We start from the raw sequence: 16,397 nt of genomic DNA, 5'->3' as shown, positions 1-16,397 counted from the left end.
TCCGCCCCTACCTGTAAGCAACAACCCGCTTACACAGAAAACTTGACAGGCTCGGCACCGGCAGTGATACGCACACGCTGGGACAGGGGCGCCTCCAGTTCATACCCGCTCACCTCGGCGTCCTGTGCGGACTCCGCAATGGTGCAAGTAGTACCCACTTCGAAGGACTTGCCACTCTCACGCACAGGGCTGCCGTCGCCCTTGACCACAAGCGTTCCCTCCTGCCCATCAGAACAGGTGTAGGTGAACGTGAACTCCTTGTTCTCAACCCCAGGCGCACCCGAGGCGTTCTTGACCACCGCGAAAGTCGACGGCCCGGCCACCACCACATTGGTCAGCTCGGCACCAATGATCTGCTGATCAGCGATCGTCAAACTGTTGGTGGCCACACCATTGACCACGAACTTACCCTCACCCCAAGTATAACCATCAGGCAGGACAACCGACGGCGTCGCCTCGGTCAGACTCACCACCGTACCAGCCGGGAAAGTAACCGCAGGCTTAGGGCCAACAAAGACGTTCTTACGCCCCATAACCACCTCAAAGGAGGCGGTACCGCCGGTGCCGTCAGTGTTGAGAACGCCCGGCGGCTCCCACTCAGGATAAGTCGCCCGCGTCGCGCCCTCGGGCAGCTGGTAGGAGACATTAACCGTGAAGCTGGACCCCGCAGGAACCTGATCGGAAGCCGGACCGGTCACATACTTGTCCAGCGAGAACGTGCCGTAACCCAACTGCATGTTCACGGTCAGCGAGAAGGAGTCCAGGAACGACTTAGTCGCCTCACGCTCAAAACTGGTGCCGTCAAGAGAGGCATAATTCTCGTAAATGAACCCGGGAACCGCCTTGCCGCTCTCGGTCGTCGCCAAGGAGCCGTACACCACCTGATAGTTGCTCTCAGGGGCGAAGGGACCGCTCAGCACGATCCGAGCAGACTGCCCCGAAGCCGCGTCCCCGCTGTAGGTAACCTTGAGGCTGAACTCACCCAACTCGGTGACCCGGGAGGTTTCGGCTCCGTTGGTCAGAACCACTTCGGCCGTCCTCGGGTTCGGATCCGCCGCGGAGTTGTGCCTGGTCAGCCGCCAGCTGCTCAGGTCTGTAGGGTAGGTCTGCCCAGGCCCCAGGACGTCAGTCAACTCGATCTGGTACACGGTCTGACCGTCAAAGGTCACGTCCACCCCGTTCTTGGCGTACTCCGGCTGAAGCTTGTCGGTGCTGAAGATGATGCTCCAGGTCACCCCCGGGGACTGCTCAGACATGGCGTTGGCCCCTTTCAACAGGGTCTCAGGCCGGTAGTTCGCCGGTCGCACACCGATGCCGCCCTCCCCAGGCAGGTCCACCATGATGGTCTCGGATCCGTTGGCGGTGAAGGGGAGTTCCTCCTGCGTTGTCACCTTGGCCGCGTACACCTGGATCTTGCCGGAACCGGACGGCTGGCTATACCCCTGACCGATCAGCCTGGGCAGTACCTCGTTGAAGGTGCAGGTCATGGTGCTCTGCGCAATTACACAGGAGCCGACCTCCGTCTCCACGCCGTCAACCAGGTGGGTGAAGGCACGCGTCTGAGGCACCCGGAACCTCAGCTCTTCAGGAAGGTCGATCGAGAAGGAGTCGCCGTCCTTGAGATCAGCACTGCCAGCGTCCCAGTCGAAGGTCATGAGCGCAATGGAGTCGATCTCTAGTCGGCCGGCTACCGGGTTCTCGGCGGCGTCGGTCTTGGCCAGCTTCAGGTTGGAGATCCTGATGCCCGCATTCACAGCGGCGTGGGCGGGTGCCGGCACCACGACCGGCACCACCATGTCCAGCACCATGGCCAGCAGCGCCAGACAGGCGCCCACATACGCGAAGCCTCGCCGGGATGACGAGGCATGCACAGAGACGAAGCTCACAAAATATCCCTTCCGATATAAAATTGCTAGCTTTTCGTCAGCAATGAGGTATCTAGCGTATATAAGAGGTGTCGATTGCTGCAACTAGTTGTACCTGCGACACGCCGTCGTATGCATAATTGAGGCTCTTCCGGTTTGAGGGCGTGGTGGTTCCGGACCTGGCCGCGGTGTGGGACTCGTGTTCGGTAGGTGCAGGTTGGCCGAGAACGTCCTCTTCGGCCCCAAACCCCCCACATTCGGTAGGGTTTCGGGCTCATGAGGACTGTTAAACCAGCGCAGGTCGTTCTCGGGCGTACAAGGACCTGTTCGGGCCGGCAGGGTCGTGCTCCGGCGGGCACGGACTCGTCAGGCCAACCCGCCTCGTCGGCGGCCAACCCGCGTCCTCGAACAACCGCCACCAACCCACCCAAACCGACTCATGGTGCTGGTGAGCGTGGTGGCCGGCGTGTTGCGGAGTGAAGGACGCGATCAATCGCACCGGTTCAACCGTGCCGGACCCGGCTGCGCTTGGCTGCCTGCCGCCCCGGTGCCCGGAAGCGGGGCCGTCTGCAACACCGGTTAAGCGTCCGCTGAAGGCCCCCGAGGCATACAGCACAACGTTAAGTGACGTTGTTAACGCCGAACCGGACAAGCGCACACCCCGACCCCTGTCAGGCCTCAGGACATAGACGACAGCTCTACCGCAGCCCACCACACTCCCAAACTCGAAGAGCCGTCATTGACACCAGCGGTGATCCCCGCCATCGGAGCACGAACTGTTCCGGTTCGGGGTACGCCAGCGGGGTCGTTGGGTTGGAGGACCGGTGAAAGTGTTGAGGCATGTCCGGACGCATGGGTTCGCTGCCGGGCCGCAGGCCTGAGGATGCCGCGTTCGACGGTGAACCGGCACCAGTGACACACCCGAGACCGGTAAGCCAGCGTTCCCAGACCGCCGTGTCAGTGCACGGTGAAGCCGTGGGACCGGAAGATCTCACGGGTGGACTCCACCAGCTCGGGCTCAGGCGGGCGGGTATCGCGCAGCTTGTATTCCAGTTTCAGGGCATCCCACTTGTCCGTACCCATCTGATGAAAGGGCAGTACCTCCACCCGGGAGACCACCGACCGCCACCGCTCAACGATACGGGCTACATGCTCGACGTTCTGAGGGTCATCGGTTAGGCCGGGCACGAGTACGAAACGCACCCAGGTCTCGATGCCCTTCTCGGCGAGCCGGTCGCCGAAGGCGATTGTGGGTGCGAGTTCGCGTCCGGTCACCTTCTTATAGATGCCCTCATCGCCACTCTTGACGTCAAGCAGGACCAGGTCAAGGTTGTCCAGCATCTCCTCCGACGCCTGCTGACCGAGATATCCGGAGGTGTCGATGCAGGTATGAACACCCATAGCCTTAGCACCGGCCAGAATCCGCCCGGCGAAGGCCGGCTGCATGAGTACCTCGCCGCCGGATAGCGTGATGCCTCCGCCTGTTGCCTTGAACACGTTACGGTAGCGCCGGATCCGGCGCAGGATCTCATCAACCGCAACCGGCTCGCCATCCCGCATCAGGAAGGTATCAGGGTTGTGGCAGTACAGGCAGCGCAGCGGACAGCCGTTAAGGAAGACCGTCATCCGGGTACCCGGACCATCAACGGCCGTGACTAGCTCCCAGGAGTGAATCGAACCCAGCGTGCCTTCCCGCATGCGGGCCAGACGCTCGGACCGTTGGAGGTCGGTCAGCTCCTCGAGTGCGCCGATACCGGCCCCGCGCAGACGTGCGGCCGGGGCCAGAAAGTCCTGGTCCCGGCCGCCGGTCTGCTCCGGGGTGATGGTCTCAGTCATCTGAGTCCCTCACCCTTTGCGGCTCAGGCGCCGGCGTGGAAGGTGCGGTCGAGCACATCCAGCTGCTGTTCACGCGTCAGCTTGACGAAGTTGACGGCGTAACCGGAGACGCGGACCGTCAGGTTCGGGTAGTTCTCCGGGTGCTCCATGGCGTCCTCCAGCGTGCTGCGGTCCAGCACGTTGATGTTGGCGTGGTAGAGGCCCTTGACGCCTCCGTTGTCCTCGCGCTGAGCCTTCATGGACTCCAGGCGCTCCTCGTATGTGGCCATAGCTGGCCCCTTTCTGGTGATGTGAGTGTGTACTTGATGCGAATGGTCCGGTGGCCCGCACTCCAGGGTGACGGGATCAGACCTCGGCGCAATCGTCGGGGACGAAGCCTGCGTCGAGAATGCCCACGAGGTTGGACACCCGCTCATCGAGCGTGCGACCGAGCCCCTGCGGTGTGATGGTGTTGGTAAGGGAGATGCCGTCAAGCGCGTCGTTGTAGTCGAGCTTGCCGACGCTGAGCATGGAGGCGACCATGCCGTGCGTGTCCATACCATTCTCCGGGTTGGCGCCTGGAGAGAAGGGGGTGCCCTTCCGGTGACCGGACGGGAAGGAGCCGGTGGCCTTGCCGTAGACGACGTTGGAGGTGATCGTCAGCACCGACTGCGTCGGGATGGCATCCCGGTAGAACGGCTGCTCCTTGATCTTCGACATGATGGTGTGCACCACAGTGGCCGCGATGTCGTCCGCGCGATCATCATCATTGCCGTAGATCGGGAACTCGCCCTCGGTGACGTAGTCGACCACCAACCCGGTCTCGTCGCGCACCGGGGTGACCTTGGCATACTTGATGGCGCTCAGGGAGTCCGCAACAATCGACAGCCCGGCAATCCCACAGCCCATGGTGCGCACGATTTCCGAGTCGTGCAGGGCCATCTCGATGGACTCATACGCGTAGCGATCGTGGCAGTAGTGAATGATGTTCAGCGCCTCAACGTAGGTTCCGACCACCCAGTCGAGCATCTTCTCGTACTTGTCCCAGACCTCGTCGAAGTCCAGCGGGGCATCGCCCTCAATACCAGGCAGACCAGTGACGATCTGCTTGCCGGTCATCTCGTCACGGCCACCGTTGATGGCATACAGGAGTGCCTTGGCGGCGTTAACGCGGGCGCCGAAGAACTGCATCTGCTTACCCACCCGCATCGGGGACACGCAGCAGGCAATGGCGGCGTCGTCACCCCAGTGCTCGCGGATCTGGTCGTCCGCCTCGTACTGGATGGAGGAGGTCGTGATGGAGATCAGGGCGCAGAAGTCTTTGTAGCCCTGCGGCAACTCCTCACTCCAGAAGATGGTGATATTCGGTTCGGGTGCAGGGCCGAGGTTGCGCAGGGTCTGCAGCAGGCGGAAGGACGTCTTGGTCACCAGAGTACGACCGTCCTCACCGAAGCCGGCGTCGGACCAGGTAGCCCAGTAGGGGTCGCCGGAGAAGATCTGGTCGTAGTCGGTGGTGCGCAGGAAGCGCGTGATCCGCAGCTTCATGACGATGTTGTCAATCAGCTCCTGGGCGCGGGACTCGTCGATCACGCCGGCCTTCAGATCACGCTCGAAATAGATGTCGAGGAAGGCCGACAGGCGGCCGATACTCATCGCGGCGCCATCCTGGGACTTCACGGAGGCCAGGTAGGCGAAATAGGTCCACTGAACGGCCTCGTGCGCATTCGCGGCCGGGCCGGAGATGTTGAAGCCATAGGAGGCCGCCATGTTCTTGAGCTTCTTCAGGGCCTTGATCTGCTCCGAATGCTCCTCCCGGTAGCGTGCCCAGTGCTCAGAGAAGGGCTTGTTCGCCACGGCGTCCTTGGCCTGCTGCTTGAGCTCGATCAGGCGGTCTACGCCATACAGGGCCACACGGCGATAGTCGCCGATGATCCGACCGCGTCCATAGGCGTCGGGCAGACCGGTGATGATGTGAGAGCTGCGGGCTGCGCGGATACGCGGGGTGTAGATGTCGAAGACCGCATCGTTGTGGGTCTTGCGGTACCTGGTGAAGATCTTCTTGACCTCAGGGTCGACTTCCTTGCCGGCCTCCTTGATCGCCTGCTCGACCATGCGCCAGCCGCCGTTGGGCATCATGGCGCGCTTGAGCGGGGAGTCTGTCTGCAGACCGACGATGACGTCGTCGTCCTGGCTGATGTAGCCGGCAGGAAATGCGTCGATGTCCGACGGGATGTGGGTGTCGACGTCGAGGATGCGCACCTTGCGCTCCTCCGACAGGTAGTTCTTCTCCAGGGTGTCCCACAGGCGCAGGGTCTTGTCGGTGGCGCCGGCGAGGAACGATGCATCGCCTGTGTAGGGCGTGTAGTTGCGCTGGATGAAGTCGCGGACGTCGACATCCTCGGTCCATGGGCCCTTGACGAAGCCCTCCCAAGCGTCGCGGCCGGCGGTCTCCTCCGCAGTAGCGGATGCTGTGACCTCGGTAGTCATCCGTGCCCTCCTATAGGGTGAGTGGCCGTAGCCACCCGGTGGTTGGCGCCCTTGTGAGGCGTGGCGGTACATCGTTGCGCCGTCGATCCAAGACTAGGCCAGACGTCCCGCTTTGTGTCATGCCGATTCGAAACCTGCCGGTGGGATCACTCACAGGCATTCGCGAGCCCACCCCATCCCAGGACTTAAGCCCCAGACCAACCGCTCTCGCACGGCCTGTAACGCGACGCTCGAACGCCACCCTTTAGCCGCACAATGGCGCCGAATCCGACCCGACGCGACAAGCGCGAATGACTGCCGCCACACTCGGTCGACATTCCCTTAGGTCACCATGGTCGGCCACCCGCGATCCGCGTCGTCCCCACTGCACCCGCCGGTCCTCCGACAGCCCCGGTCCCGCCCTGAGTCTGGGACTGGCGTCCTAAATCAGCGCTGCATGATGCGGGCCGCGTCTACGGGCGGTACCCGCATGGGCCTCCACGTCGCGTTCTGCTCCACTCCACCCCGCCCCGGCAAGGCACGGCACGGCACAGGATCGTTCTCGTTCCCGGTTTCAGACCGCACCCGCAAGGCGGCGAGCCGTCTCGCAGATGCCCGTGCAGTCCATGCCGAACTCGGTCAGCAACTCGGTGCGTGATGCGGTGGGCAGGAACCGGCGCGGTACGCCCAGACGCGCCACCGGCACGGCTGCGCCGCCCCTCTCGGCGAACACCGCGTCCTCAACCGCATCACGCAGCTGCGAGCCGATCCCGCCCTCCCTGAGCCCGTCCTCTACTACCAGCACGGAGTCGGCGTCACGAGCCATTCTTACCAGGGCCGCAGGCACCGGAACGGGCCAGCGCGGGCAGACCACCCGCACCGCGGCCCCATCCTGGGTCAGGCGACGACCCGCATCGAGCGCCGCACGGGCCATGGCGCCCACACCGACGAGGAGTTGGAACCTCCCGGCACCGGCGGCGGGTTCGAGCAGCACATCGACCGCGCCGAACGGGCCATCCTCCTCCCCCACTGTCCGCACGGCGCCAAGCGCCTCCGGAACGGAGCCCTTGGGGTAGCGGACCACGGTAGGGGCGTCGTCGACCCCGACCGCAGTCCTCAACGCCTCACGCAGCGTGGCCTCGTCACGCGGCGCCGCCAAGTGCAGCCCGGGCACGTGCGCCAACAGCGCCATGTCCCACATGCCGTTGTGACTGGCTCCGTCCGTTCCAGTGATGCCCGCACGATCCAGCAGGATCGTCACACCGGCCCGGTGTAGGCCGACATCCATGAGCACCTGGTCGAAGGCGCGATTGAGGAAGGTCGCGTACAGGGCGACCACCGGATGCATGCCGGCGAAGGCCATCCCGGCCGCACTGGTGAGGGCGTGCTGCTCCGCTATGCCGACGTCGAAGACCCGTTCCGGCAGCGCGTCTGCCAGCGGCTGCAGGCCGACCGGCTGCTGCATGGCGGCGGTGATGCCCACGATCCGCTCATCGGCGCGAGCCAGGTCCAACAGCTCCTGTGCGACGACGGCGGTCCAGCCGAACCGGGAGGGCACCACCGGCAGGCCCGTCTCCGGGTGAATGCGGCCGACCGCGTGGAAGCGGTCCGCGGCGTCCTCCTCGGCGGGGGTATAGCCGCGCCCCTTCTCGGTTATGACGTGGACGATCACCGGCTCGGCGTACTCCCGGGCGCGGGTGAGGGCGAACTCCAGGGCCTTCTCATCATGACCGTCCACGGGGCCGGTGTACTTGATACCCAGGTCCTCGAAGAACGCGGACGGCACCAGAATGTCTTTCAAGCCGCGTTTCAGGCCGTGTAGGGCCTCAAAGGCGGCCCGCCCGGGAGCGCCCTGGGACAGCAAGGTGTGCTTGATGCCGGACAGCATGCGCTCATAGCCCGGGTTGGTGCGCAACGCGTCCAGGTGGTGCGCCAGCCCGCCGATGGTGGGCGCGTAGGAGCGGCCATTGTCGTTGACAACAATAACCAGGTGCTTGTCAGCCGAGTCCGCGATGTTGTTCAGCGCCTCCCAGGCCATGCCGCCGGTCAGGGCGCCGTCGCCGATAACGGCGACGATATGCCGTTTGTCTCGCCCCTGGAGACGGTTGGCACGGGCTATGCCGTCCGCCCAGGACAAAGCGGTGGAGGCGTGGGAATTCTCGACGACGTCATGAATGGACTCCTGCCGGGACGGGTAACCGGACACGCCGCCGCGTTCACGCAATCGACTGAAGTCACGCCGACCGGTCAACAGCTTGTGCACATAGGCCTGATGTCCAGTGTCGAAAACGATGGTGTCGCGCGGAGATCGAAAGGTACGGTGCAGGGCCAGAGTGAGCTCAACCACTCCGAGATTGGGGCCCAGATGCCCGCCGGTGCGTGCCACTGTGGCCACCAGATAGCGGCGGATCTCAGCGGCCAGGGCCTCGACCTCATCGCTGGTTAGGCGCCTCAGGTCGGCGGGGCGGCGGATACGTGACAGCAGGGGGACGGCCGGTAGAGGCGTGTGCCGATCCCCAGGGGCTCCAGCCGAGTCCGTCCCAACCCCCTGCGGATGGGCGTTAGCCGCGCCAACCATGACAGTGTCTTCGCTCATCGGCGCGGCTCCTCCTAATGCTGGCATTCCAATGCTGGCACTGCTACCGCGGCACGCAGGGGTGCGCACACAACGGCATCTCAGCATAGGCGTATTCGTCCGCCCGTGGCGTCACGACCCGCATGCCACGACCGTGGACTAACGCTCGCGGCCCCGTGACCACGTAGGGTTGACACCGGACCGCGTGGACCCGCCCGGCGGGTGGTCCGCGCCTACCGCACCGCCTTCAGGAGGAACGATGAGCACCACTGCGCCGTACGGGACCTGGCCCTCGCCGATCACCCCCGGCACCATCACCACCCGTACCCTGACCCTGTCCCAGGTGCGTGTGGACGGCGGAGACACCTACTGGGTGGAGCAGCGCGCCTCCCAGGCGGGCCGCCAGGTTCTGCTGCGCCGCGACGGCGACGGGCAGATCGGTGAAGTACTGCCGCTGACGCCCGCCGATGAGTTGGTGGACGCCCGCACGCGGGTGCACGAGTACGGCGGGAGGGCCTATGCCGTCGATTCCGGCATCATCGTCGTGTCGCACGCCGGGGACGGGCGCCTGTACCGTTACGACGTCGCGCACCGGCTGCGCGGCCTGGTTCCGCTGACGATCTATGGGGATGTCCGCCACGGGGACCTGGAGATCGACACCGCACGCGGCCTGGTCTACGCGGTCCGGGAGGACCACCGCGGCGACGGCGAGCCGGTCAACACCCTGGTGGCGATCCCATTGGACGGTTCCGGGGCTCGTGACGACGCCGCTGTAACGACCATCGTCTCGGGCACCGACTTCGTGGTCTCCCCCACCCTGTCCCCCGACGGAGAACACCTGGCCTGGGTCACCTGGAATCACCCGGACATGCCATGGGACAACGCCCGACTGCACGTGGGCGACCTGCGTCCCGACGGCACCATCGGCACTCAGACCGTGGTCGATGGCGGCACGGGCTACTCGGTATCCGAACCCAGATGGACCGAGGAGTGCGAGCTCGTCCACGTGTCCAATGCCTCCGGATTCTGGAACCTGTACCGCACCGAGGGATTCCCCCGCCGCGGCACCAACCGGGAGGGCTGGACCGACTCTCTGCGCACGCGCCCGCTGCACCCGGTCGACGCGACTTTCACCTCCCCCGCCTGGATCCTGGGTCCGCATCACTTCGATGTCCTCGACAGCGAGCACTTGATCGCCTCCTGGGCCCGCGAGGGAGTGTGGCACCTGGGCACGGTCAAGCTGTCCAACGGCGAGCTGGAGGAGTGGAACGTCGGCTGGCAGCCCCTGGGCAATGTGGCCTCCTCCGCCGGACGTGTGGTGATGTTGGCCGGCAGTGAGACGGAGCTGCCCAGTATCGTGGAGGTACGCGCCGGCGGCGTGGAGATTCTGCGCGGGGCAGGGGAATTCTCCGCTCATGACGCCGGTATCTCTTTCGCCACACCCATTTCCTGGCCCACCACCGACGGCGCCACGGCACACGGCTTCTTCTATCCGCCGGCCTCGACCGCCTACGTCGGCCCCGAGGATGAACTTCCACCCCTGATTGTGGGCGTGCACGGCGGCCCCACGGCCATGGACCGCGCCGGTTACGATCTGCGCATCCAGTTCTGGACCAACCGTGGTTTCGCCTACCTGGCCGTCAATTACCGCGGTTCGACCGGCTACGGCTCGGACTACCGGCGTCTGCTCAACGGCAAGTGGGGCGTGTACGACGTCGACGACGTCGTTTCCGGCGCCCGGTTCCTGGCCGACTCCGGCAAAGTCGATCCGGCCCGCATTGCAGTGCGCGGCGCATCCGCGGGCGGGTTCACCGCGCTGGCGGCCCTGACCCGCTCCGAGGTGTTCAGCGCCGGCGCCTCCCTGTACGGCGTCGCCGACCTCGCCCTGCTGGTCCGCACCACGCACAAGTTCGAGTCCCACTACATTCAGAGCCTCGTGGGCGCTGACGATCCGGATGACCCGGTGTACGCCGAGCGCTCACCGATCAGCCAGATCGACAACATCCACGCCCCGCTGCTGCTCCTGCAGGGCAGCGCCGACCCGATCATTCCTGCCGCCCAGGCAACGACCATGTACGAGGCGGTCAAGGCGAAGGGTCTGCCGGTGGCGCTGGAGGTCTTCCAGGGTGAGGGACACGGCTTCAGCCTGGCCGCCAACGTGCACCGGGCTTATCAGAACGAGTTGAGTTTCTACGCCCAGGTCTGGGGCCTGGACTCCCCGGCGAACGAGAGGGGCGCCCTCAAGGTGGACAATCTCGACCGGTGATGGCGGGTCCACCGCGACCGCATGCCCCTCGGCGATCACTTGCGGTCGCGGTGGACGGTTCCCTGGATGGTGTCGGAGATGTCGGTGATGCGCTCGGCATTGGTCACGATGCGACGCGGATCGGACAGCCAAAGCTGAATGGCGCCGATTATCGGCAGCAGCACGGGCAGATACCACAGTGCCCTGCCCCACCCCGACCAGGTAGTACCGGACAGGTCGGCCGCATTGACGGCGACCAGTCCGACAAGCTCCAGAGCCAAGCACGCCCAGCCGACCCGGCGCATGCGCCGGCCGTTGTGCGCCACGGCGACGGAGAGCAGCAGGTAGCCCAGGCCGCACACCGCACTGAGCGCCGCTCCCAAACGGGCCCCCGTACCCGAGCGGGCCAGATCGACGAACGCGGGGGCCAGGATCGCCAGACCGAAGATCGCGAAGACCCCCACTAGCGCACGTCCCCACCCATGCGCGGGACGACGCGTGTCGTTGAGGGGCCGCGGTTTTGAAGACTCATCCATGCGGTAGCTGACCTCGTGCTGCGCGTAACTCATAGCTTGTTCGTGGAGGGCGTGAGCCCGGGTCGGGTCCACGCCGTCCGGCGGGATGGCCGGCCCTGTGACGCTACCATTCCCGCATGACTGAGATTACGACATCGGGCCTGCCCGCTGCCGAAGTGGGCGGCGACGTCCTGGTGCTGGCCGCGCGCGCCACCGACGACGGACCCGTACTGTTCACCGAGACGGGCGGAATCGGCGTCCTGCCGGAGTTGGGCTCACTGACGGGATTGCTTCCCGCTCTCGGCTTCAAGGCCGCTCTTGATGCCGTGGTGCGGGTTCCCGTGGCTGCGCTGGGGCGACAGGCGCAGGCGGGACTCGCCCCGGTAGTGCTGGTGGTAGGTACCGGTGACGCCCACGACGCGGCCGCCCTGCGCCGGGCGGCCGGACGTGCCGCCCGCGAATTGACGGGCACTGACCATGCCGTCTTCGCTCTGCCTGCCGACACCCCGGAGCGCCTCGCGGCGGTGGCCGAGGGTGCGTTACAGGGCGCGTATGCGTGGTCGCGACGGCTGCCCGCGGCGCCCCCTCCCCTGGCCCGGATCACGGTGTTGTCCCCGCTGGCCCCGGTGCCCCGCGGTCTGCTGCGCCGCAACCCGGTCGATGCGGCCGCGCCGGTGCTTACACGCGCCCGCATTCTGGCCGAGGCCGTGGCCACCGCCCGCGATCTGGTCAATGATCCGCCGGCGGCGCTCACGCCCGCCGCCTTCGCCGATTATGCGCGCCGCACCGCCGAGGCGGCCGGGCACGGCAGGAAGGACGGACGCATCGACGTCGAGGTGTACGACGACAAGCGCTTGGCTGCCGACGGGTTCGGCGGTATAGCGGCCGTGGGCCGGGGATCGGATCACCCGCCCCGCCTGGTTCGGGTCGTTTGGACACCCCGAAGCACCAAGTCCAGCCGGGCTAAGACGGAGCATGTGGCCCTGGTCGGCAAGGGCATCACCTTCGACTCCGGCGGCCTTTCGCTCAAGCCCCCGGCCTCAATGCCGACCATGAAGTCCGATATGGCAGGCGCGGCGGCCGTGCTGGCGGCGACCCTGGCCGCTGCCGGCCTGGGCCTGCCGCTGAGGATTACCGCCTGGTTGGCCCTGGCCGAGAACCTCCCCGATGGACGGGCGCAGCGGCCCGGTGATGTGCTCACCACCTTTGATGGCACGACCGTGGAGGTGACCAACACCGACGCCGAGGGCCGGCTGGTGATGGCCGACGCGTTGGCGGCCGCCGTGGCGGAGGAGCCCGACGCCGTACTGGACGTCGCCACCCTGACCGGCGCCCAGATAGTCGCCCTGGGTGACCGGGTGGCCGCGGTGATGGGCAGCGAGCGGATACGGCAGGCGGTCGTGGCCGCGGCCGGGCGTGCCGGTGAGGACTTCTGGCCCATGCCGTTGCCGGCGTATTTGCGGGCCGATCTGAACTCCCCATTCGCCGACCTGCGCAACGCCGCCGTCGGCAACCGGGCCGGAGGCATGCTCGTGGCCGGGCTGTTCCTGCGCGAGTTCGTGGGCGATACCCCCTGGGCGCATTTGGACATAGCCGGTCCGGCTTACAACGAGAAGGCCGCTTGGGGTATGACTCCCCAGGGCGGCACCGGTTTCTGCGTGGCCACGCTACTGACATTCCTCGAAGACCGGGCCGCCACAGCCTTGGACCCTACTGAATAGTCGAACACGCCCCCGGACGGTGGGAATCTTCGGGGCACATGCCGTAGGCTGTCTAGGACTCTGGTCCCCGCTCACGGATCCGTACCCGCCTGCGGGTGATGATGCTCGCCGACGGACATGCCGACTGCGCGGGCCGCGCCACCGAGAAGGAGCACTCATAATGACCGATGCCAATGCAGTAGGCGGGACGCCGGCCCCCGACCACGCACAGGACTACGACATGGTCGTCCTCGGCGGCGGCTCAGGCGGTTACGCCGCAGCGCTGCGCGGCGCTCAGCTGGGGCTGAGCGTGGCACTGATCGAGGCCGACAAGGTGGGCGGCACCTGCCTGCACCGCGGCTGCGTCCCCACCAAGGCGATTCTGCACTCCGCCGAAACCGCCGACACGATCCGCGAGGCCGCTGCCGTCGGGGTGCGGGCGGCCTTCGACGGCATCGACATGCCCGCCGTCCAGGAGTACAAGAACGGCATCGTGACCCGCATGTACAAGGGCCTGCAGGGGCTGGTCTCCGCCCGTGGCATCGACCTGGTCACCGGCTGGGGCACTCTTGTGGCGGCGGACACGATCGAGGTCGCAGGGCGACACTACCGGGGCCGGAACGTGGTTCTCGCCTCCGGCTCCCACCCCAAGACCATCGGCCAGGAGATCTCGGGCCCGGTGATGACCAGCGATCAGGCCCTGGAACTCGATCATGTTCCCGCCTCCGCGGTGATCCTGGGCGGAGGGGTGATCGGCGTCGAGTTCGCCTCCGCCTGGGCCTCCATGGGCGCACGGGTAACGATCATTGAGGCACTGCCGCATCTGGTGCCCAATGAGGACGAGGCCATCTCCAAGCAGCTCGAACGGGCCTTCCGCAAGCGCCGGATCGATTTCCGTATCGGCACTCGCTTCGAGTCGGTGGATCGCACCGACTCCGGGGTGCGGGTACATACGGCCGACGGGGCCGCCGTTGAGGCGGAACTCCTGCTAATCGCCGTCGGCCGCGGTCCGACTACGGCGAACCTCGGCTACGAGGAGGTGGGGGTCGCCATGGACCGCGGCTTCGTGCTCACCGACGCCTACGGGCGCACGAATGTGCCAGGAGTCTGGGCGGTCGGCGATATCGTGCCCGGCGTCCAACTGGCCCATCGGGGCTTTGCGCAGGGGATCGCCGTCGCCGAGCGGATCGCGGGCCTGAGTCCCGATCCGGTCGATGATGTCAAGGTGCCCAAAGTGACCTTCTGCGAGCCCGAGATCGCCTCGGTGGGCCTATCCGAGGCACGCGCCGTCGAGCTCCACGGCGCGGAGAACATCGTCACCAGTCAGTTCAACGTCGCCGGTAATGCCAAGTCCCAAATTCTGGGTACGCAGGGCTTCGTCAAACTGGTCTCACTCAAGGACGGCCCGATCCTCGGGTTCCACGCCATTGGCACTCGCATGGGCGAGCAGATCGGCGAGGGCCAGCTGATCGTGTCCTGGGAGGCGGACGCCGACGACGTCGCCGCCCTCGTGCACGCCCACCCAACCCAGAACGAGACCATCGGCGAGGCCGCCATGGCTCTGGCCGGCAAGCCACTGCACAACCACGCCTGACCGGCTCTCGACTCCGGTCGACCACCGCAATGTTCAACCACCTCCACCACTGAGAAGAGACGGAGATTAGATCATGTCCGAGTCCGTGAAGATGCCCGCATTGGGCGAGTCGGTCACCGAGGGGACCGTCTCGTCCTGGCTCAAGTCCGTAGGCGACACCGTTGAGGTCGGTGAGCCGCTGCTGGAGGTGGCCACCGACAAGGTCGACACCGAGGTCCCCTCGCCAGTGGCGGGCACCCTCCTGGAGATTCGGGTCGCTGAGGACGAGACCGTCGAGGTCGGCACCGTCCTAGCGATTGTCGGCGAGGCGGCCGAGGTGGGTGATTCGCCGGTCACCCCGCAGGCGTCGGCCCCCGCCAAGCCCGCCGAGCCTGCTCCCGCTGAGTCCGCGCCCATCGAGTCCCCCGAACCGGCTCAAGCCGAGCCCGGGCCAGCTGCCCCGTCGGCGCCCGCCGCCGCGCCGCCGTCGTCGGCCTATGTCACTCCTATCGTGCGCAAACTCGCACGCGAGCGGGGCGTGGACCTGGCGACAGTGACCGGCACCGGCGTCGGTGGGCGTATCCGCAAGCAGGATGTGGAGGCTGCCGCCGCGGCACAGGCGACTGTGACCGCACCCGCGCCGGTCGTCACGGACTCACCGGTCCCACCGACACCCGCCGCCCCGGCCCCACAAGTCGCGCCCGCCCCCGCCAGCGAGGCGGCTCCGGCGCAGGCCGGGCTGCGCGGACGCACCGAGAAGATGTCGCGCCTGCGCCGACTGATCAGCGAACGCATGCTGACATCGCTGCAGACCTCTGCCCAGCTGACCACCGTCGTGGAGGTCGATGTCACTCGCGTGGCGGCGTTGCGCGCTCGTGCCAAGGACGAGTTCCTGGCGCGCAACGGCACCAAGCTCACCTACCTGCCCTTCTTCGTGGCGGCCGCGACGGAGGCACTGAAGGCGCATCCGAAGATCAATGCCACCATTGCCGAGGATCAGGTGACCTACCACGACGTTGAGCACATCGGCATCGCCGTGGACACTCCCCGTGGCTTGTTCGTGCCGGTGGTCAAGAACGCCGGCGACTTGAACATTCCCGGCCTGGCCAAGCGCATCAACGACCTGGCCGCACGCACCCGAGACAACCGGGTCGAGGCCGGCGAGTTGTCCGGTGCCACCTTCACGATCACCAACACCGGCTCCGGCGGCGCGCTGTTCGACACCCCGATCATCAACCAGCCGGAGGTCGCCATCCTGGGGTTGGGGGCAATCACCCGACAGCCGCGTGTGGTCAAGGATGCCGACGGCAATGAGGTTATCGCCGTGCGTTCGGTGTGCTACCTGTCACTGTCTTATGATCACCGCCTGGTCGATGGTGCCGACGCGTCCCGTTACCTGATGACCGTCAAGAAGCGTCTGGAGGACGGTGACTTCTCTGGAGAGCTGGGGCTCTGATCCGGCCGTCGTCTAACGGCGGAGGACATTGTCGTGCCGAGGCTCATGGGGCCCGCACCTTTGCGTGCGGGCCCCATTGCCATTCGTAGGCGCCGACCACGAGGCTGCTGTTCCTTGCAGAGGGCGGTTAACGGGCTGTTCCGGTTTGAGGGTGTGGTGGCTTCCGGCCGGGGCTGCGGTGTGTGGG

At 66.2% G+C, this 16,397-nt stretch carries 10 protein-coding genes; 4 read left to right on the top strand and 6 right to left on the bottom strand.

The features are described 5' to 3' along the window. Positions 1-29: 29 nt before the first annotated feature. The 5 genes from Q4A20_RS13270 to dxs all read right to left on the bottom strand — a co-directional run bounded on the left by Q4A20_RS13270 (position 30) and on the right by dxs (position 8,742). On the bottom strand, positions 30-1,886 hold the full coding sequence (locus Q4A20_RS13270) for a DUF5979 domain-containing protein (RefSeq protein ID WP_303123666.1): 1,857 nt from the start codon (positions 1,884-1,886) through the stop codon (positions 30-32). Positions 1,887-2,822: 936 nt separating this feature from the next. Next, a complete protein-coding gene (gene pflA / locus Q4A20_RS13265; protein WP_303123664.1) occupies positions 2,823-3,701 on the bottom strand; it encodes a pyruvate formate-lyase-activating protein in 879 nt (292 codons plus the stop codon). A 23-nt stretch (positions 3,702-3,724) separates the two neighbouring features. Beyond that, positions 3,725-3,970, bottom strand: coding sequence for an autonomous glycyl radical cofactor GrcA2 (grcA2, locus tag Q4A20_RS13260; protein WP_303123662.1), 246 nt, complete (start codon positions 3,968-3,970; stop codon positions 3,725-3,727). A gap of 76 nt (positions 3,971-4,046) precedes the next feature. After that, positions 4,047-6,167, bottom strand: coding sequence for a formate C-acetyltransferase (gene pflB, locus Q4A20_RS13255; protein WP_303123660.1), 2,121 nt, complete (start codon positions 6,165-6,167; stop codon positions 4,047-4,049). 553 nt (positions 6,168-6,720) lie between these two features. Further along, positions 6,721-8,742 (bottom strand): 1-deoxy-D-xylulose-5-phosphate synthase, encoded by a 2,022-nt coding sequence (gene dxs / locus Q4A20_RS13250; RefSeq protein WP_303123658.1) that lies wholly within the window; start codon positions 8,740-8,742, stop codon positions 6,721-6,723. Between the two features lie 238 nt (positions 8,743-8,980). Here dxs and Q4A20_RS13245 point away from each other — a divergent pair, with 238 nt between their 5' ends. Next, complete coding sequence (locus Q4A20_RS13245) at positions 8,981-10,987, top strand: S9 family peptidase (protein WP_303123656.1); 2,007 nt, start codon at positions 8,981-8,983, stop codon at positions 10,985-10,987. Positions 10,988-11,022: 35 nt separating this feature from the next. On the opposite strand, the gene Q4A20_RS13240 is transcribed toward Q4A20_RS13245, so the two are convergent. Further along, on the bottom strand, positions 11,023-11,535 hold the full coding sequence (locus Q4A20_RS13240; RefSeq protein ID WP_303123654.1) for a hypothetical protein: 513 nt from the start codon (positions 11,533-11,535) through the stop codon (positions 11,023-11,025). 83 nt (positions 11,536-11,618) lie between these two features. Between Q4A20_RS13240 and Q4A20_RS13235 the strand changes: the two genes are divergently transcribed. The 3 genes from Q4A20_RS13235 to sucB all read left to right on the top strand — a co-directional run bounded on the left by Q4A20_RS13235 (position 11,619) and on the right by sucB (position 16,210). Further along, positions 11,619-13,202, top strand: coding sequence for a leucyl aminopeptidase (locus Q4A20_RS13235; RefSeq protein WP_303123652.1), 1,584 nt, complete (start codon positions 11,619-11,621; stop codon positions 13,200-13,202). Positions 13,203-13,362: 160 nt separating this feature from the next. Further along, positions 13,363-14,775, top strand: a complete 1,413-nt coding sequence (lpdA, locus tag Q4A20_RS13230) for a dihydrolipoyl dehydrogenase (RefSeq protein ID WP_303123650.1) — start codon at positions 13,363-13,365, stop codon at positions 14,773-14,775. A gap of 73 nt (positions 14,776-14,848) precedes the next feature. Then, positions 14,849-16,210 carry a 2-oxoglutarate dehydrogenase, E2 component, dihydrolipoamide succinyltransferase gene (sucB, locus tag Q4A20_RS13225; RefSeq protein WP_303123648.1) on the top strand — a complete coding sequence of 454 codons (1,362 nt, stop codon included), beginning with the start codon at positions 14,849-14,851 and terminating at the stop codon, positions 16,208-16,210. Positions 16,211-16,397 lie beyond the last annotated feature (187 nt).

The organism is Actinomyces sp. (assembly GCF_030530635.1).
GTDB lineage: Bacteria > Actinomycetota > Actinomycetes > Actinomycetales > Actinomycetaceae > Actinomyces.
This window is presented reverse-complemented; position numbering and strand designations above follow the sequence as displayed.